Source organism: Pseudomonas sp. LBUM1653 (assembly GCF_059716115.1).
Genome location: NZ_CP166803.1, coordinates 6,821,495 through 6,842,087, shown reverse-complemented (window position 1 = coordinate 6,842,087; position 20,593 = coordinate 6,821,495). Strand labels below are relative to the sequence as shown.

Genomic DNA, 20,593 nt, shown 5'->3' with positions numbered 1-20,593 from the left:
GTCACTCGTTGCCATAGGGATAATTCGAGGCTACACATAGGATCTGTCCTCAAGATTCCGATCAGGGCGCGTCATGGACTTCATTCTGTATGCGGTGCCGTTTTTCTTTGTGCTGATCGCTGTCGAGCTGCTGGCCGACCGTTGGCGCGGGGTCAGCAACTATCGGCTGGCGGACGCGATCAACAGCATCAGCACCGGGGTGCTGTCGACCACCACGGGCCTGCTGACCAAAGGCGTGGGGCTGGTGACTTATGCGTTTGCCCTCAAGTATCTGGCGCTGTTCGAGCTCTCGGCCGACAACGTCTGGGTGTGGATTTTCGCCTTCGTCCTTTATGACTTCTGCTACTACTGGCTGCACCGCATGGGCCACGAGCGCAACATTCTCTGGGCCGCGCATTCGGTGCATCACCAGAGCGAGGACTACAACCTCTCCACCGCCCTGCGCCAGACCAGTACCGGGTTCCTGCTGAGCTGGATCTTCTACCTGCCCATGGCCGTCGTCGGTGTGCCGTTGCTGGTGTTCGTCAGCGTCGCGGCGTTGAACCTGCTGTACCAGTTCTGGGTGCATACCCGGCACATTCCCAAGCTCGGCTGGTTCGAGTGGTTTTTCGTCACGCCATCCAATCATCGGGCTCACCATGCACAGAACGCTCTCTACATGGATCGCAACTACGGCGGCGTGTTCATTATTTGGGACCGTCTATTCGGCTCGTTCCAGGAAGAGGACGACAACGAGCCGGTGATTTTCGGTGTGACCACGCCGCTGGCGAGCTGGAACCCGGTGTGGGCCAACGTGCAGTTCTACGCACAGTTGTGGGCGGATGCGCGGCGTGCCGAAAGCACTTGGGACAAGCTGCGGATCTGGTTCATGCGCACCGGCTGGCGGCCGGCGGATGTGGCGGCCAAGTACCCGATGAACAAACCGGACCTGAGCCAGTTCCGCAAATTTGAAGTGCCGCTTGATGGGCGTCAGCAGCTCTACGTCCTGTTGCAGTTCTGCGCCTACATCGCACTGGGCAGTTATTTGATGAATCTTGCGCCCAGTCTGTCGACGTCCGCGTTGGTGTTGGGCTGGGGGGCGGTGGCGTTGGGCCTGTTCGTCTTGGGCGTGGCCCTGGAGAATCGCCCGTGGGCGCTGAAGCTGGAGTTGTTGCGGCTGGCATCGAATGTGCCGTTGGTATGGCTGGCACCGCTGGTCGGGCTGTGGCCGGCCAGCGCGGTGGGCTGGGTCGGCCTGCTCAGTTACAGTCTGATCAGCGGTATCGGGCTTTACTGCTGCAGAAACCGCTTTACTCGACTGGCGTCTTAGGGCCGCCGGACTTGTGCTGTTCGGCCTTCAGGGCTTGTTCGTCGGCATAGATCTGTTTGGCCAGGCGAGCATTCTTGAACCGCCGGCGCAGCCACAGGCCCAGGCCGAGGACGAGCAGGGCACCGAGCACCCACAGCTCGTACTTCTTGATGCTGCCGAGCATCCCTTCCAGTACCGCGCCAAAGTGATAGGCCGCCGCCGCCAGTGCGGTGGCCCAGATCGCCGCGCCAATCCCGTTTAGCAGCAGATAACGGCCCGGTGGATAGCCCGACAGGCCGATCGCCACTGGCATCACGGTGCGCAGGCCATAGACAAAGCGGAAGCTCAGGACCCAGATGTCCGGATGCTTGCGGATGTGCTCCAGCGCCCGGTCACCCATCAATTGCCAGCGCGGTTTGCGTGCCAGCAACTTGCGCCCGTGCTTGCGTCCCAGGAAGTACCACAGCTGATCGCCGGCATAGCTGCCGAAGAACGCCACGACCACCACCAGGTTGATGTCCATGTATCCTCGAAACGCGAGGAAGCCCGCGAGCACCAGGATGGTTTCGCCTTCGAAGAACGTGCCGAGAAACAGGGCAAAGTAGCCGAAGTCATGCAGAAATTGTTGGAGCATTGTCTGGGTGCTGGCGAAATGAACGCGCAGCCTAACCCTTCGCACACATTCATGAAAGTGTCCAAATGTGTCTCGACGTGAACATTTCCTACAAGGACAATGGAATGCGGCTACCTGTCACAGGGTGCGCACAACTGTAATGTGTTCGTCATAATGGCCGCTTATAACTGTCACGCTCGCCCGTCTGCGCGGGCTCAGGAGTCTGCCGTGAGCTTTACCCCCGCCAATCGTTTGTTTCCAGCCACCCGCCTGCGCCGCAACCGTCGTGACGATTTCTCGCGTCGACTGGTCCGTGAAAACGTCCTGACCGTCGATGACCTGATCCTGCCGGTGTTCGTGCTGGACGGTGAAAACCGTCGCGAAGCGGTGGCCTCGATGCCGGGCGTCGAACGCTTGACCATCGACCTGTTGCTGGAAGAAGCGGCCAAGTGGGTCGAGCTTGGGATTCCGGCGCTGGCGCTGTTCCCGGTGACCCCGGCAGAACTCAAATCGCTGGACGCCGCCGAAGCCTGGAACCCGGAAGGCATAGCCCAGCGTGCCACCCGCGCCCTGCGCGCGCAGTTCCCTGAACTGGGGGTGATCACCGACGTCGCGCTGGACCCGTTCACCACCCACGGCCAGGACGGCATTCTCGACGAAGAAGGCTATGTGCAGAACGACATCACCGTCGACGCACTGGTCAGGCAAGCCCTGTCCCATGCCGAAGCTGGCGCCCAGGTAGTCGCGCCGTCGGACATGATGGACGGTCGCATCCAGGCGATTCGCGAGGCCCTTGAAGTGGCCGGTCACGTCAACGTGCGGATCATGGCCTACTCGGCGAAATACGCCAGTGCCTATTACGGCCCGTTCCGCGATGCGGTCGGTTCAGCGCTGAACCTGGGCAAGGCCAACAAGGCCTCCTATCAGATGGACCCGGCCAACAGCAACGAAGCCCTGCACGAAGTGGCGGCTGACTTGTCAGAAGGCGCAGACATGGTCATGGTCAAGCCAGGCATGCCATATCTGGACATCCTCTGCCGGGTCAAAGAAGAATTCAAAGTGCCGACCTTTGTTTATCAAGTCAGTGGCGAATACGCCATGCACATGGCGGCGATCCAGAATGGCTGGTTGAGCGAAGGGGTTATCCTCGAATCCCTGACCGCTTTTAAACGCGCAGGCGCTGATGGCATCCTCACGTATTTTGCCGTTCGTGCTGCTCAATTGTTACGAGAGCAAAAATAGCCCTCCCAGGAACATTCGATGAATACCGAAGTACTCACTGACGTTGCCGTAAAAGACGCTCAACCTGTGGTGGAGCAAGTCGACGAGACCCTGCCGGAGCTGGAGCCAGCTCCGCCCGCGGCGGTCGTCGAGCCCGCAGTGGCAGCGCCAGCGATTGCCGTTCCCGGCCTGGATGACAGCAGCCTGTACATCCACCGTGAGCTGTCGCAACTGCAGTTCAATATCCGCGTGCTGGAGCAGGCACTGGACGAGTCCTACCCGTTGCTGGAGCGGCTGAAGTTTCTGCTGATCTTCTCCAGCAACCTGGACGAGTTCTTCGAGATTCGCGTCGCTGGCCTCAAGAAGCAGATCACCTTTGCCCGTGAACAGGCAGGTGCCGACGGCCTGCAACCGCACCAGGCCCTGGCCCGCATCAGTGAACTGGTGCACGGTCACGTTGACCGTCAGTACGCGATCCTCAACGACATTCTGCTGCCGGAGCTGGAAAAGCATCAGGTCCGCTTCATCCGTCGCCGTAACTGGACGACCAAGCTCAAGACCTGGGTCCGCCGCTATTTCCGCGACGAAATCGCCCCGATCATCACCCCGATCGGCCTCGACCCGACACACCCGTTCCCGTTGCTGGTCAACAAGAGCCTGAACTTCATCGTCGAGCTCGAAGGCATCGATGCCTTCGGTCGCGACTCCGGTCTGGCGATCATCCCGGCACCACGCCTGCTGCCGCGCATCATCAAGGTGCCGGAAGAAGTCGGCGGCGCTGGCGACAATTATGTGTTCCTGTCGTCGATGATCCACGCCCACGCCGATGACCTGTTCCAGGGCATGAAGGTCAAGGGCTGCTACCAGTTCCGCCTGACCCGAAACGCCGACCTGGCACTGGACTCCGAAGACGTCGAAGACCTGGCGCGCGCCCTGCGCGGGGAACTGTTCTCCCGTCGTTATGGCGACGCGGTGCGACTGGAAGTAGCCGATACCTGCCCGAAACAGCTGTCCGATTACCTGCTCAAGCAGTTCAACCTGAGCGAGACCGAGCTTTATCAGGTCAACGGCCCGGTGAACCTGACGCGTCTGTTCAGCATCACTGGTCTGGACAGCCAGCGCGAGCTGCAGTACCTGCCGTTTACCCCGCAGATCCCGAAACTGCTGCAAAACAGCGAGAACATTTTCAGCGTGATCAGCAAGCAGGACATCCTGTTGCTGCACCCGTTCGAATCGTTTACGCCGGTGGTCGACCTGCTGCGCCAGGCCGCCAAAGACCCGCACGTGCTGGCGGTGCGTCAGACCCTGTATCGCTCCGGCGCCAACTCGGAAATCGTCGATGCGTTGGTGGACGCGGCGCGTAACGGCAAGGAAGTCACCGCGGTGATCGAATTGCGCGCGCGGTTCGATGAGGAGTCCAACCTGCAACTGGCCAGCCGTCTACAAGCGGCAGGTGCGGTGGTGATCTACGGTGTGGTCGGCTTCAAGACCCACGCCAAGATGATGCTGATCCTGCGCCGCGAAGCGGGCGAGATCGTGCGTTACGCGCACTTGGGCACGGGTAACTACCACGCCGGCAACGCCCGCCTGTACACCGACTACAGCCTGCTGACCTCCGACGACGCCCTGTGCGAAGACGTCGGCAAACTGTTCAGCCAGTTGATCGGCATGGGCAAGACGCTGCGCATGAAGAAGCTGCTGCATGCGCCGTTCACCCTGAAAAAGGGCATGCTCGACATGATTGCCCGCGAAACCCAGTTCGCCCTCGAGGGCAAGCCGGCGCACATCATCGCCAAGTTCAACTCGCTGACCGATCCGAAGATCATCCGCGCGCTGTACAAAGCCAGCCAGTCGGGCGTGCGCATCGATCTGGTAGTGCGTGGCATGTGCTGCCTGCGGCCGGGCATCGCCGGGGTTTCGCACAATATCCATGTGCGCTCGATCATCGGGCGCTTCCTGGAGCACACCCGGGTCTTCTACTTCCTCAATGGCGGCGATGAACAGATGTTCCTGTCCAGTGCCGACTGGATGGAGCGCAACCTCGACAAGCGCGTCGAGACTTGCTTCCCGGTGGAAGGCAAGAAGCTGATCATGCGGGTCAAGAAAGAGCTGGAGCTGTACCTCACCGATAACACCCACAGCTGGAGCCTGCAGTCGGACGGCCGTTACATCCGCAATACGCCGACCGGTAACCAGAACCCGCGCAGTGCCCAGGCTACCTTGCTGGAGCGGTTGGGTAGCCCGATCCTGGCCGTTAGGTAACACCGGCATGAGGTAAAAAAATGGCGATCCCTGCGGATCGCCATTTTTTTATTTGGCTATACACCTGTGGTGAGGGGATTTATGTGGTGAGGGGATTTATCCCCGTTGGGTCGCGAAGCGGCCCCCAGCATTCGTTCAGACGCATCGAGTAGACCGGATTTACGACTGCTTCGCAGCCGAGCGGGGCGGTGCGACGTTTCGCTAAATCCCCTCGCCACAAAAGCCCCCAGCAGCCGGGACGGGGCTAGCGCACGGTCAGTACGGTATCCACGCGGGTCAGCCATTGCGCTTCAATCTCGAAGTCGGCCTGGGTCAGCTGGTTTTCGTCTAGCCAGTGCTCCGGGAACACCACTTCCAGGCTGTTGCCGAAGGCGTTCAGTTCTACCTGGGGCATTTGCTGGGTGCCGCGAATGTGATGGAACAGGATCGCGAAACGCAGCAGCACGCACAGGCGAATCAGCTTGATGCCGTCATCACCGAAATCGGCAAATTTGTCCTTGGGGATATTGCGACGGTGACCGCGGACCAGCAGCGCGAGCATCAGCTGGTCCTCGCGGGAGAAGCCGGCCAGGTCCGAGTGTTCGATCAGGTAGGCGCCGTGCTTGTGGTACTGATAGTGGGCAATGTCCAGGCCCACTTCATGCACCTTGGCCGCCCAGCCCAACAGTTCGCGCCAGACGCCGTCTTCCAGGTCCCAGTCCTTGGCCACCTGATCGAAGGCATGCAAGGCCTTGCGTTCGACTCGCGCCGCCTGTTCCAGATCGACGTGATAGCGCTCCATCAGCGAGGTCAGGGTGCGTTCACGCACGTCTTCATGATGATGGCGTCCCAGCAGGTCATAGAGCACACCTTCGCGCAGCGCGCCTTCACAGTGGTCCATGCGTTGCAATTCAAGGGAATCGAAAATGGCTTCGAGGATGGCCAGGCCTGCCGGGAAAATCGCCCGACGGTCCGGCTTGATGCCTTCGAAGTCGATCTTGTCGACGTCGCCTAGCTTGATCAGCTTGCGCTTGAGCCAGGCCAGTCCCGGGGCGTTGACCTCGCCGCTGCCGTGGCCACCCGCCTTCAGCGCCAGGCCGATGGCGCGGATGGTGCCCGAGGAGCCGATGGCCTCATCCCAGGTCAGGCGGTGCAGGGCGTGTTCGATGCTCATGATCTCCAGCCGCGCCGCCGTGTACGCCTGGGCGTAGCGGGCCGGGGTGATCTTGCCGTCCTTGAAATAACGCTGGGTATAGCTGACGCAACCCATTTGCAGGCTTTCGCGCAACAATGGCTCGAATCTCTGCCCGATGATGAATTCGGTACTGCCGCCGCCAATGTCGGCCACCAGGCGTTTGCCCGGGGTGTCGGCAAGGGTGTGTGATACGCCGAGGTAAATCAGGCGCGCTTCTTCACGACCGGAGATGACTTCCACCGGGTGACCGAGGATTTCTTCGGCGCGGTGGATGAATTCGTTGCGGTTACGGGCTTCACGCAGGGCGTTGGTGCCGACGATCCGCACGGCGCCCGGGGGCATACCGTTGATCAGTTGGGCGAAGCGTTTCAGACAATCGAGCCCGCGCTGCATGGATTCTTCGCTGAGCTTGCGCTCGTCGTCGATACCGGCGGCCAGCTGAACCTTCTCCCCGAGACGTTCGAGAATACGGATTTCGCCGTTCTGGGCTTTGGCCACGACCATGTGAAAGCTGTTGGAGCCCAGGTCGATTGCGGCGATCAGAGACAGATTCTTGGCTTGGGATTGCGGCATGGTCAGGGGTCTCGGTCGATAACCTCGACATCGTGCCACGATCACAGGCTGCCGCCAACGCGTTGTGTTCAAAGCCTTGATCCAGTGCATGGAAGTCGGTGACCGCTACGCGGTCAATCGCGAGCAGGCTCGCTCCCACAGTGGATCTTCGGTGTTCACTCGATCCTGTGGGAGCGAGCCTGCTCGCGAAGAGGGCATCACCGGCACGGCAGATCTGTCAGCCCGCCGCCTCAACCGTCCCAATGAAATTCGCCAACTCCACCGTCCGCGGATTAGCAAACAACTCCTTCGGGTCCCCCACTTCATGCACCAACCCCTGATGCATGAACACCAACTTGTCCCCAACCTCCCGGGCAAAACGCATCTCATGGGTAACCATGATCAGCGTCATGCCTTCCTTGGCCAGTTGCCGAACCACGCTCAGCACTTCGTTGACCAACTCCGGGTCCAGCGCCGAGGTGATTTCATCGCACAGCAACACCTTGGGCGACATCGCCAAAGCTCGGGCGATTGCCACGCGCTGTTGCTGTCCGCCGGACAGTCGATCCGGAAAGGCATCGAATTTCTCTCCCACGCCCACGCGCTCCAGCATCTCCCGGGCCAGCTCGGCGGCTTTGCTTTTCGGTACTTTCTGCACCACCTGCGGCGCGAGCATCACGTTCTCACCAACCGTCAGGTGCGGGAACAGGTTGAACTGCTGAAACACCATCCCGACCTTCTGCCGCAAGCTGCGCAGGTCGGCACGGGCGGCGTCGAGGTATTCGCCGTCGACTTCGATGACGCCATCGTTGATCGACTCCAGGCCGTTGAGGGTGCGTAGCAAGGTCGACTTGCCCGACCCACTGCGACCGATGATCGCCACCACCTGGCCTTGCTCGACACTCAGGTCGATGCCTTTGAGCACATGGTGGTCGCCATAGTATTTATGCAGGGCGGAAATTCTAAGCAGAGGCATGCAGTCTCCTTTCCAGGTAGCGCGCACTGAGGGACAAGGGGTAGCAGAGCAGGAAGTAGCCGAGGGCGACCAGGCCGTAGACCATGAAGGGCTCAAAGGTGGCGTTGGCCAACATACCGCCGGTCTTGGTCAGTTCGGTGAAACCGATGATCGAGGTCACGGCAGTGCCCTTGACCACTTGCACCGAGAAGCCCACGGTCGGCGCCACGGCGATGCGCAACGCTTGCGGGAGGATTACGTAGCGCAGTTGCTCCAGAGGGTTCAGCGCCAGGCTCGACGAGGCTTCCCACTGGCCGTTGGGGATCGATTCGACGCAGCCACGCCAGATCTCCGCCAGATAGGCGCTGGTGAACAACGTCAAGGCGATTGCCGCCGCGGCCCATGGCGAAATCTCCACCCCGGCCAGCGCCACGCCGAAGAACACCAGGAACAGCTGCATCAACAGCGGCGTGCCCTGGAACAGTTCTATGTAGGTGCGGGCAAAGCTGCGCGGCAGGGGTTTGTTCGAGAGGCGCATCAACATGATCAACAAGCCGATCAGCCCGCCGCCCACGAACGCCACCAGCGACAACGCCAGTGTCCATTGCAGGCCCGTCAGTAGGTTGCGCACGATGTCCCAAAAAGTGAAATCGCTCATCGGCTGCTCCTTGCAATGAACCGCTGGCCGATCCAGTTCAGCAACTGACGGATCAACAAGGCCATGCACAGATAGAGCAGCGTGGTCAGGGCATAGGTTTCAAAGGCGCGGAAGTTGCGCGACTGGATGAAGTTGGCGGCGAAGCTCAGCTCTTCGGTGGCGATCTGCGAACAGACCGCCGAACCGAGCATGACGATGATGATCTGGCTGCTCAGGGCCGGCCAGACCTTGCCCAGCGCTGGCAGCAGCACCACGTGGCGGAAGGCTTCGAAGCGCGTCATCGCCAGTGCCGCCGCGGCCTCCAGCTGGCCTCGAGGGATCGCCTGGACGCCGGCACGGATGATCTCGGTCGAGTAGGCTCCCAGATTGATCACCATCGCCAGCACGGCGGCCTGCCATTCGGAAATCTGCACGCCCAGTGACGGCAGGCCGAAGAAGATGAAAAACAACTGCACCAGGAACGGCGTATTGCGGATCAACTCGACGTAGACCGCGAAAATCCCGGCGAAGGGGCGGATGTTCCACGCCCGTACCAGCGCCCCGACGATGCCCAAGCCCACCCCCAGCACCGCGCCGATGGCCGTCAGCTCAAGGGTGAACAGCGCACCGCGCAGCAGCAGATCGGTGTTGTGCACCACCGGCAAAAAATCGAACTGATAAGCCATAGCGTGTCTCCTGCGCGCCGGATCAGAGGTCGGCCGGCAGCGGTTCTTTCAGCCAGGCCAGGGCGTTTTTCTCCAGCGCGCCGTCGCTCTTGGCGGTGACGAGGATCTGGTTGACCTTGTCCAGCAGCGCCGGCTCGTTCTTGTTCACGCCCACGTAGACCGGCGAGTCCTTGAGCTTCACTTTCAGCGCCGGCACACGTTTCAGGCTCTTCTCGCTGATGGCGACCATCACCACGTTGCCGCTGGCGATCAGGTCCACTTGCCCGGCCAGATAAGCGGCGATGGTCGAGTTGTTGTCTTCGAAACGCTTGATGGTCACGCCTTCGGGGGCGACTTTGGTCAGTTCGATGTCTTCGATGGCACCACGGGTGACGCTGATGGTTTTGCCCTTGAGGTCATCCAGGCTTTTGATGTCGGCGTCTGGAGGACCGAACACCGCGAGGTAGAAGGGTGCGTAGGCGCGGGAGAAATCGATGACTTTTTCGCGCTCGGGGTTTTTACCGAGGCTGGAGATCACCAGGTCGACCTTGCCGGTGGTCAGGAACGGGATGCGGTTGGTGCTGTTGACCGGGGTCAGTTCGAGTTTGACCTTGAGCTGGTCGGCCAGCAGTCTGGCGGTGTCGATGTCCAGGCCGCGCGGCTTCATGTCGGGGCCGACCGAGCCGAAGGGCGGGAAGTCCTGCGGTACGGCGACCTTGAGGACTCCGCGCTGGACCACATCCTCCAGAGCGTCGGCATGGGCGGGTGCCTGGCTCAGCACGAGGCTGGCGAACAAGGCTGCGAGGAGGGCGCTGTAACGCTGGGTCATGGCAAGTCTCCGGATCTTCGAGAAGTGATTTCTGCGGATCGACAGAGCATGGGCCATGCCAACATGGCATTTGCGGCCCGCCAGGCCGCGGTTTTGCTGGCGTCGCACGGTCTTACTGGTCTGAACAGTCAGGTGGCGTTTCGCACCCCGATGGCGCAGTCGTTAAAGTTACCGAACCCCCATGGGGCACGACTTGCCGGGCGCTTCGAATAGCTTTACAACTGACCGCACATTGGCCTGGTACGACTGGAAAACCATGAATTCGATCTCTCGCGCCGTACCTGAAGTGGCGCTGCAAGCCATCCGCAAACTGATCACCGAACAGGGTTTCGGGCCGGGGGATGCCTTGCCCTCGCAGCGGGACCTGGCGGTGCAACTGGGGGTCAGTCGGGCGTCATTGCGCGAGGCTCTGTCATCGCTCAGCGCCCTGGGTGTCATCAGTATCCAGCCGGGTAAAGGCGTGTTCGTGCAGTCGCCTGTAGAGCTACCGCGAGGCGAGGCCGCGCCCGGTTGGCCGTTCGCGGCACAGGCTTCGCCCTTGGATATCTTCCAGTTGCGTTATGCGCTGGAGGGCTTCGCTGCGGGGCTGGCGGCCGTGACCTTGAGTACCGATGAGCTCGATGCACTGGAAGATAACGTCGCCGCCATGCGCAACGAGCTCAAGTGCGGCGACTTCGAAGCGGCGGCCCGCCTGGACTTTGAATTTCATCGACGCATTTTGCTGGCCAGCGGCAATCAGGCGATGCTGAGCATCCTGACGGCCAGCGCCGACATCTTCCTGGAAAGCCAGAAGCTACCGTTCATCCGGGCCGAACGGGCCATGGAAACCTGGCAGGAGCACCGCAAAATCCTTCGCGCGCTGGCGCGCCGGGCCTCGGGGGCTGCGCAAAAGGCCATGCACGAACACGTGCGTAACGCGGCGCTGCGCACCGGAATCGCGTTCGTCGCTCCCGCCACGGCGTGACCTGAGCTATACCCAAACTCATGTAACACCATAGCGAGACTCAATCATCTGCACCTTCCTGAACGAGGGAAGGGCGGCTATGATGGGCCACGTTTTTTTGCTTACAACCCTGGAGAATTCCATGAGCAGCGATCTTATCAAACACGTTAGCGACGCTAGCTTCGAGGCCGACGTACTCAAGGCTGAAGGCGCTGTACTGGTCGACTACTGGGCTGAGTGGTGCGGCCCTTGCAAAATGATCGCTCCTGTCCTGGACGAAATTGCCGAGACCTACAAAGGCAAGCTGACCGTTGCCAAGCTGAACATCGACGAAAACCAGGAAACCCCCGCCAAGCACGGCGTGCGTGGTATCCCGACGCTGATGCTGTTCAAGAACGGCAACGTTGAAGCGACCAAGGTCGGCGCACTGTCGAAGTCGCAACTGGCGGCTTTCCTCGACGCCAACATCTAAGCGTCGTTGCAGCGTGTCAGAAAAGGCCCCGCAAATAGCGGGGCTTTTTTCGTTGTGAAGGGCTAGACGCTCCGAAATTCAGGTGGTACATTCGGCCCCGCACTGGTTTCTCCATTGCCCCCTGCTAGCCGTCGCCGACGCTCTCCTTTCGAATAAGTACGCGATCCTGTCGCCTTCTCCGCGGCGCGGCCTCATTAAGCCAAAAGCTTAATTTCCCCCCTCCATAAATGATTACGTCATTCCTATATGAATCTGACTGAACTCAAGCAAAAGCCGATTACCGAACTGCTCGAATTGGCCGAACAGATGGGCATAGAAAATATGGCCCGTTCGCGCAAGCAGGACGTGATTTTCTCCCTGCTGAAAAAGCACGCGAAAAGCGGCGAGGAAATCTCCGGTGATGGCGTGCTGGAGATTCTCCAGGACGGCTTCGGCTTCCTTCGCTCTGCTGACGCTTCCTATCTCGCCGGCCCAGACGATATCTACGTCTCGCCGAGCCAGATCCGTCGCTTCAACTTGCGCACCGGTGACACCATCGTTGGCAAGATCCGCCCTCCAAAGGAAGGCGAGCGTTATTTCGCGCTGCTCAAGGTCGACACGATCAACTTCGACCGTCCGGAAAACGCGAAAAACAAGATTCTCTTCGAGAACCTGACCCCGCTGTTCCCGACCGTGCGCATGAAGATGGAAGCCGGTAACGGTTCCACCGAAGACTTGACCGGTCGAGTCATCGACCTGTGCGCCCCGATCGGTAAAGGCCAGCGCGGTCTGATCGTTGCACCGCCGAAAGCCGGTAAAACGATCATGCTGCAGAACATCGCGGCGAACATCGCTCGTAACAATCCTGAAGTTCATCTGATCGTGCTGTTGATCGACGAACGTCCGGAAGAAGTAACCGAAATGCAGCGTACAGTGCGCGGCGAAGTGGTTGCCTCGACGTTCGACGAGCCGCCAACCCGCCACGTGCAGGTTGCCGAAATGGTGATCGAGAAGGCCAAGCGCCTGGTCGAACACAAGAAGGACGTGGTGATCCTGCTCGACTCCATCACCCGTTTGGCACGTGCCTACAACACCGTGATCCCGAGCTCCGGCAAGGTATTGACCGGTGGTGTCGATGCCCACGCCCTGGAGAAACCAAAGCGTTTCTTCGGCGCAGCGCGCAACATCGAAGAAGGCGGCTCGCTGACCATCATCGCCACCGCGCTGGTTGAAACCGGCTCGAAGATGGATGAAGTGATCTACGAGGAATTCAAAGGCACCGGCAACATGGAGCTGCCTCTGGATCGCCGTATCGCTGAAAAACGCGTGTTCCCGGCCATCAACATCAACCGCTCCGGCACCCGCCGCGAAGAGTTGCTGACGGCAGACGACGAGTTGCAGCGCATGTGGATCCTGCGCAAGCTGCTGCATCCGATGGACGAAATCGCTGCCATCGAGTTCCTGGTCGACAAGCTGAAAACGACCAAGACCAACGATGAGTTCTTCCTGTCGATGAAGCGCAAGTAAGTCGATAGACCAGCAGAAGCCGGGGAAACCCGGCTTTTTGCTATCTGATTTTTGATCAACCCGTAGTTCGTGGTTCTGAAGCATCAGGTTCGGCGCTAAACTGCCTGCCCCCGAACGCCACGGCCAACACGAGGCTCACGCATGCAGTATCGCGACTTGCGCGACTTTATCAGCGGGCTGGAAAAGCGCGGTGAACTCAAGCGCATCCAGGTTCCGGTGTCCCCAGTGCTCGAAATGACCGAGGTCTGCGACCGCACCTTGCGCGCCAAGGGCCCGGCCCTGCTATTCGAAAAACCTGTGGGTTTTGACATTCCCGTGCTCGGCAACCTGTTCGGCACTCCCGAGCGCGTTGCGTTGGGCATGGGCGCCGAAGCGGTCAGCGAGCTGCGTGAAATCGGCAAGTTGCTGGCGTTCCTCAAGGAGCCCGAACCGCCGAAGGGGCTGAAAGACGCCTGGTCCAAGCTGCCGATCTTCCGCAAGATCATCTCGATGGCACCCAAGGTCGTCAAAGATGCGATCTGCCAGGAAGTGGTCGTCGAAGGCGACGACGTCGATCTGTCGACGTTGCCCGTGCAGACCTGCTGGCCAGGCGACGTCGCGCCGCTGATCACCTGGGGCCTGACGGTCACCAAAGGTCCGAACAAGGACCGGCAGAACCTCGGCATCTACCGTCAGCAAGTGATTGGCCGCAACAAGGTCATCATGCGCTGGCTGAGTCACCGAGGCGGCGCGCTGGATTACCGTGAATGGTGCGAGAAACATCCTGGCCAGCCGTTCCCGGTAGCCGTGGCGCTGGGTGCTGATCCGGCGACCATCCTCGGTGCCGTGACCCCGGTGCCAGACAGCCTTTCCGAGTACGCCTTTGCCGGCCTGCTGCGCGGCAACCGTACCGAATTGGTCAAGTGCCGTGGCAACGACCTGCAAGTGCCGGCGACCGCCGAAATCATCCTCGAAGGCGTGATTCATCCGGGCGAGATGGCCGATGAAGGGCCGTACGGCGACCACACCGGTTATTACAACGAAGTCGACAGCTTCCCGGTGTTTACCGTCGAGCGGATTACCCACCGGATCAAGCCGATCTACCACAGCACCTACACGGGCCGTCCACCGGATGAGCCGGCGATCCTGGGTGTGGCGCTGAACGAAGTGTTCGTGCCGATCCTGCAGAAGCAGTTCCCGGAGATCACCGACTTCTACCTGCCACCCGAAGGTTGCTCGTACCGCATGGCCGTTGTGACCATGAAGAAGTCGTACCCGGGTCACGCCAAGCGGGTAATGCTCGGTGTCTGGTCGTTTTTACGACAGTTCATGTACACCAAGTTCGTTATCGTCACCGACGACGATATCAACGCACGGGACTGGAACGATGTGATCTGGGCCATCACCACGCGCATGGACCCCAAGCGCGACACGGTGATGATCGAGAACACACCGATCGACTACCTGGACTTCGCCTCGCCGGTTTCCGGCCTGGGTTCGAAGATGGGACTCGATGCCACGCATAAATGGCCGGGTGAAACCACGCGCGAGTGGGGCCGTGTGATCGTCAAGGACGACGCCGTGACCCAGCGGATCGATGCCATCTGGAATCAGTTAGGAATAGATTGATGCGTGTAACCTTGCAGCCCTCCGGAGCAGTGCTGGATATCTTGCCCGGCGAGCGGATTCTCGATGGCGCACGCCGCCTGGGCTATGAATGCCCGCAAAGCTGTCGCAACGGTAATTGCCATGTGTGCGCTGCACTGCTGGTGGAAGGGCGCGTCGAGCAGTCAGGTCTCGTGCGCGACCATGGCGAGTTCTACACTTGCATAGCAGAGCCGCTGGAAGACTGCATTGTGCTGTGGGATGGCGTGCTCGCGCTGGGAGAATTGCCGGTGCGCAGTCTGTCGTGTCAGGTCACCAGTTGCACCGAGGTCGGTGGCGATACCTGGCGGGTGCGGCTGCGGGCGCCCGCCGGCAAGCCGCCGCGTTATCACGCGGGCCAGTATCTGATGATCCATCGCGACAACGGCGAGAAGTCGTCTTTCTCCCTGGCCTCGGCACCCTCCGGCGGGCGTGACCTGGAAATCCATGTGCTGGCGCGCGAGGCCAGTGCGCTCAACCTGATCGAGCAGCTGCAGCGCAACACGATGGTGCGTGTCGACATGCCGTTCGGTGATGCCCACCTGGCCGAGTTGCCGGAGGGGCCGCTGGTGCTGATCGCCGCAGGCACTGGCATGGGCCAGGTCCATGGCCTGATCGAACATTGCCGTGCGCAAGGCTTCAAGCATCCCGTGCATCTGTATTGGGGCGTGCGTCGTCCTGAAGACTTCTATGAGGTCGAACATTGGGATGAGTGGCTGAAACTGCCCAACCTGTTCCTGCATAAAGTCGTCAGCGATCAATGCGGCTGGCAGGGACGCTGCGGCATGTTGCATGAAGCGGTCTGCGAAGATTTTCCCGATCTGAAAGCCCTGCACGTGTACGCCAGTGGCTCGCCGGCCATGGTCTACGGCACCCTGGATGCACTGGTCGAGGCGGGGATGGACGCCCACCAGATGCGCGCCGATGTATTTGCCTACGCCCCTCGCTCCTGATGTCGTCCCCCCTCTGTAGGAGCGAGCATGCTCGCTCCTACAAAGTTGGGGCATATAACTCTCTATATAGCCGATCGGTATTTATAAAATCATATAAATGTCGGTAGGTTATATCTCATTCAAGTAATTAATTAAGAGTTGCGCCAAGGCGCTTCAATTACTTGAAAACATATGTGCCTTATTGTTGCAGCGGTGCGTTCTATTAAGTAATTCATCACCCGCGGGGAGCTGAACGCTATTCGCCATGAGCGCCATAGAATCTTCGTTTTTGAACCTGGCTTACCCTCCGCAGCTCGATCTGGGGCCGCAGCTCACTCACGAACAATTGCTCAGCTCGATGCAATCGACCATGGCACGCCACAAGGGTGGGCCGGTGTGGCTGTTTGCGTATGGGTCGCTGATATGGCGCCCTGAGTGCACAGCGGTCGAGCGCGTTCGCGGGCGAGTGCATGGCTACCATCGCGGTTTGTACCTGTGGTCCCACGAACATCGTGGCACGCCGGAAATGCCCGGGCTGGTATTCGGTCTGGATCGCGGCGGCTCCTGCAGCGGCTTCGCCTATCGTTTGCCGGAAGAACAGCTGGACGCTTCGTTGTACGCGCTATGGAAGCGTGAGATGCCATTCCCATCCTACCGCCCACATTGGCTCAACTGCAGGCTCGAAGATGGCACTCAGGTTCAGGCATTGGGATTTGTCCTGGAGCGGCACTTGCCCAGCTATGCCGGCAACTTGCCGGATCATGTACTGAGCCACGTGTTTGAAAACGCTTGCGGGCGTTACGGCACCACTCGCGATTATGTCGAGCAGACCGCTCACGCCCTGCGTAGCCACGCCATGCCAGACCGGAATCTGGAGGCGCGGCTCAAGCGCTGTAAATCAAAGGACGATCAAGCGAGTGCTTCGCGGCTCTGACTGGCGACCTGCTTGTGCCACAACGTCGGCGCAAGGAAGGCCATCGCCAGCAGGCAGGCACCGATCAGCAAGACGAAACCGCCATCCCAGCCGAAATGGTCCACGGTGTAGCCCATCGCTGCACTGGCCGCGACCGATCCTCCCAGGTAACCGAACAGACCGGTGAAGCCCGCAGCCGTACCGGCGGCTTTCTTCGGTGCCAACTCCAGTGCCTGCAGGCCGATCAGCATCACCGGGCCGTAGATCAGGAAGCCGATGGAGACCAACGCAATCATGTCGACCGTTGGGTTGCCGGCCGGGTTGAGCCAGTACACCAGCGTCGCCACAGTCACCAATGCCATGAACACCATGCCGGTCAGGCCTCGGTTGCCACGGAAGATCTTGTCCGACATCCAACCGCACAGCAGCGTGCCCGGAATACCGGCCCACTCGTAGAAGAAGTACGCCCATGACGTCTTGTCCACGGTGAAACCCTTGGCTTCCTTGAGGTAGGTCGGCGCCCAGTCCAGCACGCCGTAGCGCAGCAGGTAGACAAAGACGTTGGCCAGGGCGATGTACCACAGCATTTTGTTGCGCAGTACGTACTTGACGAAGATTTCCTTGGCGCTGAATTCCTCTTCGTGGCTGGCGTCGTACCCTTCCGGGTAGTCGTTCTTGTACTTCTCGATCGGCGGCAGGCCAACCGATTGCGGGGTGTCGCGCATGGTGATGAAGGCAAACACCGCCACGGCCATGGCCACCGCCGCCGGTACATAAAACGCGGCATGCCAGTCGTTGAACAGGCCCATGCCCAGCAGGAACAAAGGGCCGATCAAGCCGCCGCCTACGTTGTGCGCCACGTTCCACAGGGACACTACGCCGCCGCGTTCCTTCTGCGACCACCAGTGCACCATAGTCCGCCCACTCGGCGGCCAACCCATGCCCTGCGCCCAGCCATTGATGAACAGCAGGACGAACATGATGGTCACGCTGGACGTCGCCCAATGTGCAAAACCGAACGTGAACATCACCGCCGCCGAGACCATCAGGCCAAACGGCAGGAAGTAGCGCGGGTTGGAACGGTCGGACACGATGCCCATCAGAAACTTGGACAAGCCGTAGGCGATGGCAATCGCCGACAGCGCCACGCCCAGTTCTCCCCGGGTGTAACCCTCTTCGATCAGATAAGGCATGGCCAGGGAGAAGTTTTTGCGCAGCAGGTAGTAGCCGGCATAGCCGATAAAGATACCGGCGAAGATCTGCCAGCGCAGGCGTCGGTAAGTGCTGTCTATTTTTTCTTCAGGCAGTGGAGCCTGATGTGTGGCAGGACGAAAGAAAGCAAACATTCAAGAGCTCCAAATTTCTTGTTTTGACTGCGGATGCGAATGTTACAGTTTCGTTACCGAAAATAGCATCGGATCTCATCGGCTAAACAGCGGAAATGTTGGAAAGCGAGCATTCCTTTATGAACATGTCGCTCAGACGTAAATGAAGGGCGGTGTAGGAAGCGTTACCGCTCGCCTCTTTTATTCGCCTGATCTGGATGGAATAGGGCAGGTCTTTGGGAAAGGTCCTGCGCTTTTACCGGAAGCCATGACCTTCAGCCCAAAGCCTTCGATCTTTACCCTTTGTCTAGCGGCCAGGTCTGGCAATGCAGGGTGCGAAGGGGAGGCGTTATGCGGTGGGCTATGGGCGTGGTGCTGCTGTTGGTGTTGTCTGTACAAAGCAGAGCGGGTGACGTGTTTCTGATACCGGAGCACAACCCCAAGCCGATTTATCCGTCGGCACTGCTACGGGCCGGGATAACCGGTGATGTCCGGGTTCGTTTCACGGCCTATGCCGATGGTTCGGTCGGCAAGGTGAGCATTTTGCAAAGCGACCATCCTGATCTGGCCGAAGCAAGCAGGGTTGCAGTCGAGCAATGGCGATTCAAACCCTGGGCAGTGGATAGCGATACATTCACCGAACGGGAAGTGGTTGCGCCAATGACCTTCCGGCTGGATCTGGATTCGCCAATCCACACCAACCAGTGGTTAAAAACGTTGAGGTGTGGTGACCTCAATGAGGCTCTGAAGGATGTTCCGGAGCATGCTTGGGTTGATTCAGCAGTGTTTGGTTACACCAGGGCTTATCTTTCGAACGTGTTCCACATCACTCAGTTGCCGAACGAAAAACGTCTGGCGTGGATCGCCAACATGAATAAGCGCGTGCCTATTATTGTCAGGGAGTGCCGTATCAGCCCTGCCCGCAAATACACGAGTTTGCTACCCGTGGAAATTCGCAAGTTACTTTAGTTTTCGGCCAGCAAAAGAGCGATCTGAACCGCGTTCAGACCGCTTTTTCAGCTCAGCGAACTTGCACCACCACCTTCCCGACCGCCTTGCGCTGGCCAAGATCATTGATGGCTTGCGCGGCATTGCTCAGTGGGTACACCTGTGACACCAGCGGCTTCAACTTGCCTTCGGCAAACCAGCCAAACAATTGCTGGAAGTTGGCGGCGTTGTCTTGCGGCTGGCGTTGGGCAAACGAGCCCCAGAACACCCCGAGCACTGCCGCGCCCTTGAGTAGTGCGAGGTTCACCGGCAGCTCTGGGATGCGTCCGCTGGCAAAACCGACCACCAGCAGGCGGCCGTTCCAGGCGATGGCGCGGATGGCCTGGTCGAACAGGTCGCCGCCCACCGGGTCGTAGATCACGTCGGCGCCCTGGCCTTCGGTCAGGCGTTTGATTTCGTCCTTGAGGCTGGTTTCGCTGTAGTTGATCAGTTCATCAGCGCCCGCAGCCTTGGCCACGGCGAGCTTTTCCGCGCTGCTGGCCGCAGCGATCACCCGGGCGCCCATGGCCTTGCCGATTTCCACCGCCGCCAGGCCGACACCGCCGGAGGCGCCCAGTACCAGCAGGGTTTCGCCGGGTTGCAGGTTGCCGCGTTGCTTGAGGGCGTGCATCGAGGTGCCATAGGTCATGCTGAAGGCGGCGGCGGTGTTGAAGTCCATGGAGGGCGGGATCGGCAACACGTTGTAACCCGGCACCGCGACCTGTTCGGCAAAACTGCCCCAACCGGTCAGGGCCATGACCCGGTCGCCGACTTTCAGGTGGCCGACCTTCTCGCCCACTGCACTGACTACGCCGGCGGCTTCACCGCCCGGGGAAAACGGGAAGGGCGGTTTGAACTGGTACTTGCCCTCGATGATCAGCGTGTCGGGGAAGTTCACCCCGGCGGCGTGCACCTCCAGCAGGATTTCGTTCTTCTTCGCGACAGGACTGGCGACGTCTTCCAGCACCAGCGATTCGGCAGGGCCGAAGGCTTTGCACAGCACGGCTTTCATCAGGGCTATTCCTTTGGGAGTGATGGCCGATAAGTGTAGGTGTGTGAGTCGACGGGTCAACGAGCATGCCCGGCCCTGATAGTCAGCTATAAGCTTGTACTGGCGTGGCGGGTGGTTATGCTAGGCCGCAAACCGGATAAGGAGCGAATTGTGAAAGCGTGGATCATGTTGTTGCTGGCCCTGTCTCTGCCTGTGGCAGCGGTGGCCGAAGAAGCCAAGGAAGAGGTGGCGCCGAAGGTCAATTACGTCACCTTGAGCCCGCCGTTCGTGGGTAATTACGGGCTGGATGGCACGCCGAAGCTCAAGGTCTACAAGGCCGATGTGGCATTGCGTGTGACCGGAGACGAGGCCACCAAGGCTGTGAAGGCCAACGAGCCACTGATTCGCAATCAACTGGTGGCGTTGTTTGCCCAGCAGTCCACCGAGACGATGAACAATGTCGAGGCCAAGGAAAAGTTGCGTCAGGAAGCCCTGAAGCAAACCCAGCAGATCATGAATGATGAAACCGGCAAGCCGGTGGTTGAGGATTTGTTGTTCAACAACCTCATCATCCAGTAAGGCTTTCGCTGTCCTGTCGGGCCTCTTCGCGAGCAGGCTCGCTCCCACACTGGATTTGCATTCACTGAAGATCCCCCTGTGGGAGCGAGCCTGCTCGCGAAAGCAATTTGATAGTCGCCGCAAGTC

Annotated in this window: 19 protein-coding genes; 11 read left to right on the top strand and 8 right to left on the bottom strand. The window is 60.0% G+C overall.

Going from position 1 to position 20,593, the window contains the following annotated elements; translation table 11 throughout:
• Positions 1-73: 73 nt before the first annotated feature.
• A complete protein-coding gene (locus ACA054_RS31015; RefSeq protein ID WP_497687519.1) occupies positions 74-1,309 on the top strand; it encodes a sterol desaturase family protein in 1,236 nt (411 codons plus the stop codon).
• On the opposite strand, the gene ACA054_RS31010 is transcribed toward ACA054_RS31015, so the two are convergent.
• On the bottom strand, positions 1,290-1,922 hold the full coding sequence (locus ACA054_RS31010) for a DedA family protein (RefSeq protein WP_497687518.1): 633 nt from the start codon (positions 1,920-1,922) through the stop codon (positions 1,290-1,292). The two genes, ACA054_RS31015 and ACA054_RS31010, sit on opposite strands and share 20 nt — an antisense overlap.
• Before the next feature lie 207 nt (positions 1,923-2,129).
• Between ACA054_RS31010 and hemB the strand changes: the two genes are divergently transcribed.
• Together hemB and ppk1 are read left to right on the top strand one after the other, a co-directional pair.
• The gene (gene hemB / locus ACA054_RS31005; protein ID WP_008015467.1) at positions 2,130-3,143 is read left to right on the top strand and encodes a porphobilinogen synthase; all 1,014 of its coding nucleotides are present in this window, start codon (positions 2,130-2,132) and stop codon (positions 3,141-3,143) included.
• Positions 3,144-3,161: 18 nt separating this feature from the next.
• Entirely contained in the window at positions 3,162-5,384 is a 2,223-nt protein-coding gene (gene ppk1 / locus ACA054_RS31000) for a polyphosphate kinase 1 (RefSeq protein ID WP_497687517.1), read from the top strand.
• Between the two features lie 244 nt (positions 5,385-5,628).
• On the opposite strand, the gene ppx is transcribed toward ppk1, so the two are convergent.
• The 5 genes from ppx to ACA054_RS30975 form a co-directional block, all read right to left on the bottom strand.
• On the bottom strand, positions 5,629-7,131 hold the full coding sequence (ppx, locus tag ACA054_RS30995) for an exopolyphosphatase (protein ID WP_497687516.1): 1,503 nt from the start codon (positions 7,129-7,131) through the stop codon (positions 5,629-5,631).
• A 217-nt stretch (positions 7,132-7,348) separates the two neighbouring features.
• The gene (locus tag ACA054_RS30990) at positions 7,349-8,086 is read right to left on the bottom strand and encodes an amino acid ABC transporter ATP-binding protein (RefSeq protein WP_497687515.1); all 738 of its coding nucleotides are present in this window, start codon (positions 8,084-8,086) and stop codon (positions 7,349-7,351) included.
• Positions 8,073-8,723, bottom strand: coding sequence for an amino acid ABC transporter permease (locus ACA054_RS30985; RefSeq protein WP_497687514.1), 651 nt, complete (start codon positions 8,721-8,723; stop codon positions 8,073-8,075). Before ACA054_RS30985 ends, ACA054_RS30990 begins: the two co-directional genes overlap by 14 nt.
• Positions 8,720-9,388 carry an amino acid ABC transporter permease gene (locus tag ACA054_RS30980; RefSeq protein ID WP_497687513.1) on the bottom strand — a complete coding sequence of 223 codons (669 nt, stop codon included), beginning with the start codon at positions 9,386-9,388 and terminating at the stop codon, positions 8,720-8,722. The genes ACA054_RS30985 and ACA054_RS30980 overlap by 4 nt, the downstream gene beginning before the upstream one ends.
• A gap of 22 nt (positions 9,389-9,410) precedes the next feature.
• On the bottom strand, positions 9,411-10,196 hold the full coding sequence (locus ACA054_RS30975; protein ID WP_497687512.1) for a transporter substrate-binding domain-containing protein: 786 nt from the start codon (positions 10,194-10,196) through the stop codon (positions 9,411-9,413).
• A gap of 256 nt (positions 10,197-10,452) precedes the next feature.
• On the opposite strand from ACA054_RS30975, the gene ACA054_RS30970 reads away from it, so the two are divergent.
• From ACA054_RS30970 to ACA054_RS30945, 6 genes are all read left to right on the top strand, one after another.
• Positions 10,453-11,160 carry a FadR/GntR family transcriptional regulator gene (locus ACA054_RS30970; protein ID WP_497687511.1) on the top strand — a complete coding sequence of 236 codons (708 nt, stop codon included), beginning with the start codon at positions 10,453-10,455 and terminating at the stop codon, positions 11,158-11,160.
• Positions 11,161-11,281: 121 nt separating this feature from the next.
• Positions 11,282-11,611, top strand: a complete 330-nt coding sequence (gene trxA, locus ACA054_RS30965; protein ID WP_003206727.1) for a thioredoxin TrxA — start codon at positions 11,282-11,284, stop codon at positions 11,609-11,611.
• Between the two features lie 246 nt (positions 11,612-11,857).
• A complete protein-coding gene (gene rho, locus ACA054_RS30960; protein WP_057712815.1) occupies positions 11,858-13,117 on the top strand; it encodes a transcription termination factor Rho in 1,260 nt (419 codons plus the stop codon).
• A gap of 141 nt (positions 13,118-13,258) precedes the next feature.
• Positions 13,259-14,725, top strand: coding sequence for a 4-hydroxy-3-polyprenylbenzoate decarboxylase (ubiD, locus tag ACA054_RS30955; protein ID WP_497687510.1), 1,467 nt, complete (start codon positions 13,259-13,261; stop codon positions 14,723-14,725).
• Positions 14,725-15,693 carry a CDP-6-deoxy-delta-3,4-glucoseen reductase gene (locus tag ACA054_RS30950; protein WP_497687509.1) on the top strand — a complete coding sequence of 323 codons (969 nt, stop codon included), beginning with the start codon at positions 14,725-14,727 and terminating at the stop codon, positions 15,691-15,693. Before ubiD ends, ACA054_RS30950 begins: the two co-directional genes overlap by 1 nt.
• Before the next feature lie 244 nt (positions 15,694-15,937).
• Positions 15,938-16,606 carry a gamma-glutamylcyclotransferase gene (locus ACA054_RS30945; protein ID WP_497687508.1) on the top strand — a complete coding sequence of 223 codons (669 nt, stop codon included), beginning with the start codon at positions 15,938-15,940 and terminating at the stop codon, positions 16,604-16,606.
• On the opposite strand, the gene glpT is transcribed toward ACA054_RS30945, so the two are convergent.
• Complete coding sequence (gene glpT / locus ACA054_RS30940; protein ID WP_497637089.1) at positions 16,582-17,931, bottom strand: glycerol-3-phosphate transporter; 1,350 nt, start codon at positions 17,929-17,931, stop codon at positions 16,582-16,584. The genes ACA054_RS30945 and glpT overlap by 25 nt on opposite strands.
• Positions 17,932-18,261: 330 nt before the next feature.
• On the opposite strand from glpT, the gene ACA054_RS30935 reads away from it, so the two are divergent.
• A complete protein-coding gene (locus tag ACA054_RS30935) occupies positions 18,262-18,879 on the top strand; it encodes an energy transducer TonB (RefSeq protein WP_497687507.1) in 618 nt (205 codons plus the stop codon).
• Positions 18,880-18,931: 52 nt separating this feature from the next.
• Here ACA054_RS30935 and ACA054_RS30930 read toward each other — a convergent pair whose 3' ends face one another.
• A complete protein-coding gene (locus ACA054_RS30930; protein ID WP_497687506.1) occupies positions 18,932-19,909 on the bottom strand; it encodes an NADPH:quinone oxidoreductase family protein in 978 nt (325 codons plus the stop codon).
• A 150-nt stretch (positions 19,910-20,059) separates the two neighbouring features.
• Here ACA054_RS30930 and ACA054_RS30925 point away from each other — a divergent pair, with 150 nt between their 5' ends.
• Positions 20,060-20,467: a flagellar basal body-associated protein FliL gene (locus ACA054_RS30925; RefSeq protein ID WP_497687505.1), complete on the top strand. Its 408-nt coding sequence runs from the start codon at positions 20,060-20,062 to the stop codon at positions 20,465-20,467.
• Positions 20,468-20,593: the final 126 nt, after the last annotated feature.

Coding starts and splice junctions, on each gene's coding strand:
- ACA054_RS31015 (WP_497687519.1), top strand. CDS start 74: ATGGACTTCATTCTGTATGCGGTGCCGTTTTTCTTTGTGCTGATCGCT.
- ACA054_RS31010 (WP_497687518.1), bottom strand. CDS start 1,922: ATGCTCCAACAATTTCTGCATGACTTCGGCTACTTTGCCCTGTTTCTC.
- ppk1 (WP_497687517.1), top strand. CDS start 3,162: ATGAATACCGAAGTACTCACTGACGTTGCCGTAAAAGACGCTCAACCT.
- ppx (WP_497687516.1), bottom strand. CDS start 7,131: ATGCCGCAATCCCAAGCCAAGAATCTGTCTCTGATCGCCGCAATCGAC.
- ACA054_RS30990 (WP_497687515.1), bottom strand. CDS start 8,086: ATGCCTCTGCTTAGAATTTCCGCCCTGCATAAATACTATGGCGACCAC.
- ACA054_RS30985 (WP_497687514.1), bottom strand. CDS start 8,723: ATGAGCGATTTCACTTTTTGGGACATCGTGCGCAACCTACTGACGGGC.
- ACA054_RS30980 (WP_497687513.1), bottom strand. CDS start 9,388: ATGGCTTATCAGTTCGATTTTTTGCCGGTGGTGCACAACACCGATCTG.
- ACA054_RS30975 (WP_497687512.1), bottom strand. CDS start 10,196: ATGACCCAGCGTTACAGCGCCCTCCTCGCAGCCTTGTTCGCCAGCCTC.
- ACA054_RS30970 (WP_497687511.1), top strand. CDS start 10,453: ATGAATTCGATCTCTCGCGCCGTACCTGAAGTGGCGCTGCAAGCCATC.
- trxA (WP_003206727.1), top strand. CDS start 11,282: ATGAGCAGCGATCTTATCAAACACGTTAGCGACGCTAGCTTCGAGGCC.
- rho (WP_057712815.1), top strand. CDS start 11,858: ATGAATCTGACTGAACTCAAGCAAAAGCCGATTACCGAACTGCTCGAA.
- ubiD (WP_497687510.1), top strand. CDS start 13,259: ATGCAGTATCGCGACTTGCGCGACTTTATCAGCGGGCTGGAAAAGCGC.
- ACA054_RS30950 (WP_497687509.1), top strand. CDS start 14,725: ATGCGTGTAACCTTGCAGCCCTCCGGAGCAGTGCTGGATATCTTGCCC.
- ACA054_RS30945 (WP_497687508.1), top strand. CDS start 15,938: ATGAGCGCCATAGAATCTTCGTTTTTGAACCTGGCTTACCCTCCGCAG.
- glpT (WP_497637089.1), bottom strand. CDS start 17,931: ATGTTTGCTTTCTTTCGTCCTGCCACACATCAGGCTCCACTGCCTGAA.
- ACA054_RS30935 (WP_497687507.1), top strand. CDS start 18,262: ATGCGGTGGGCTATGGGCGTGGTGCTGCTGTTGGTGTTGTCTGTACAA.
- ACA054_RS30930 (WP_497687506.1), bottom strand. CDS start 19,909: ATGAAAGCCGTGCTGTGCAAAGCCTTCGGCCCTGCCGAATCGCTGGTG.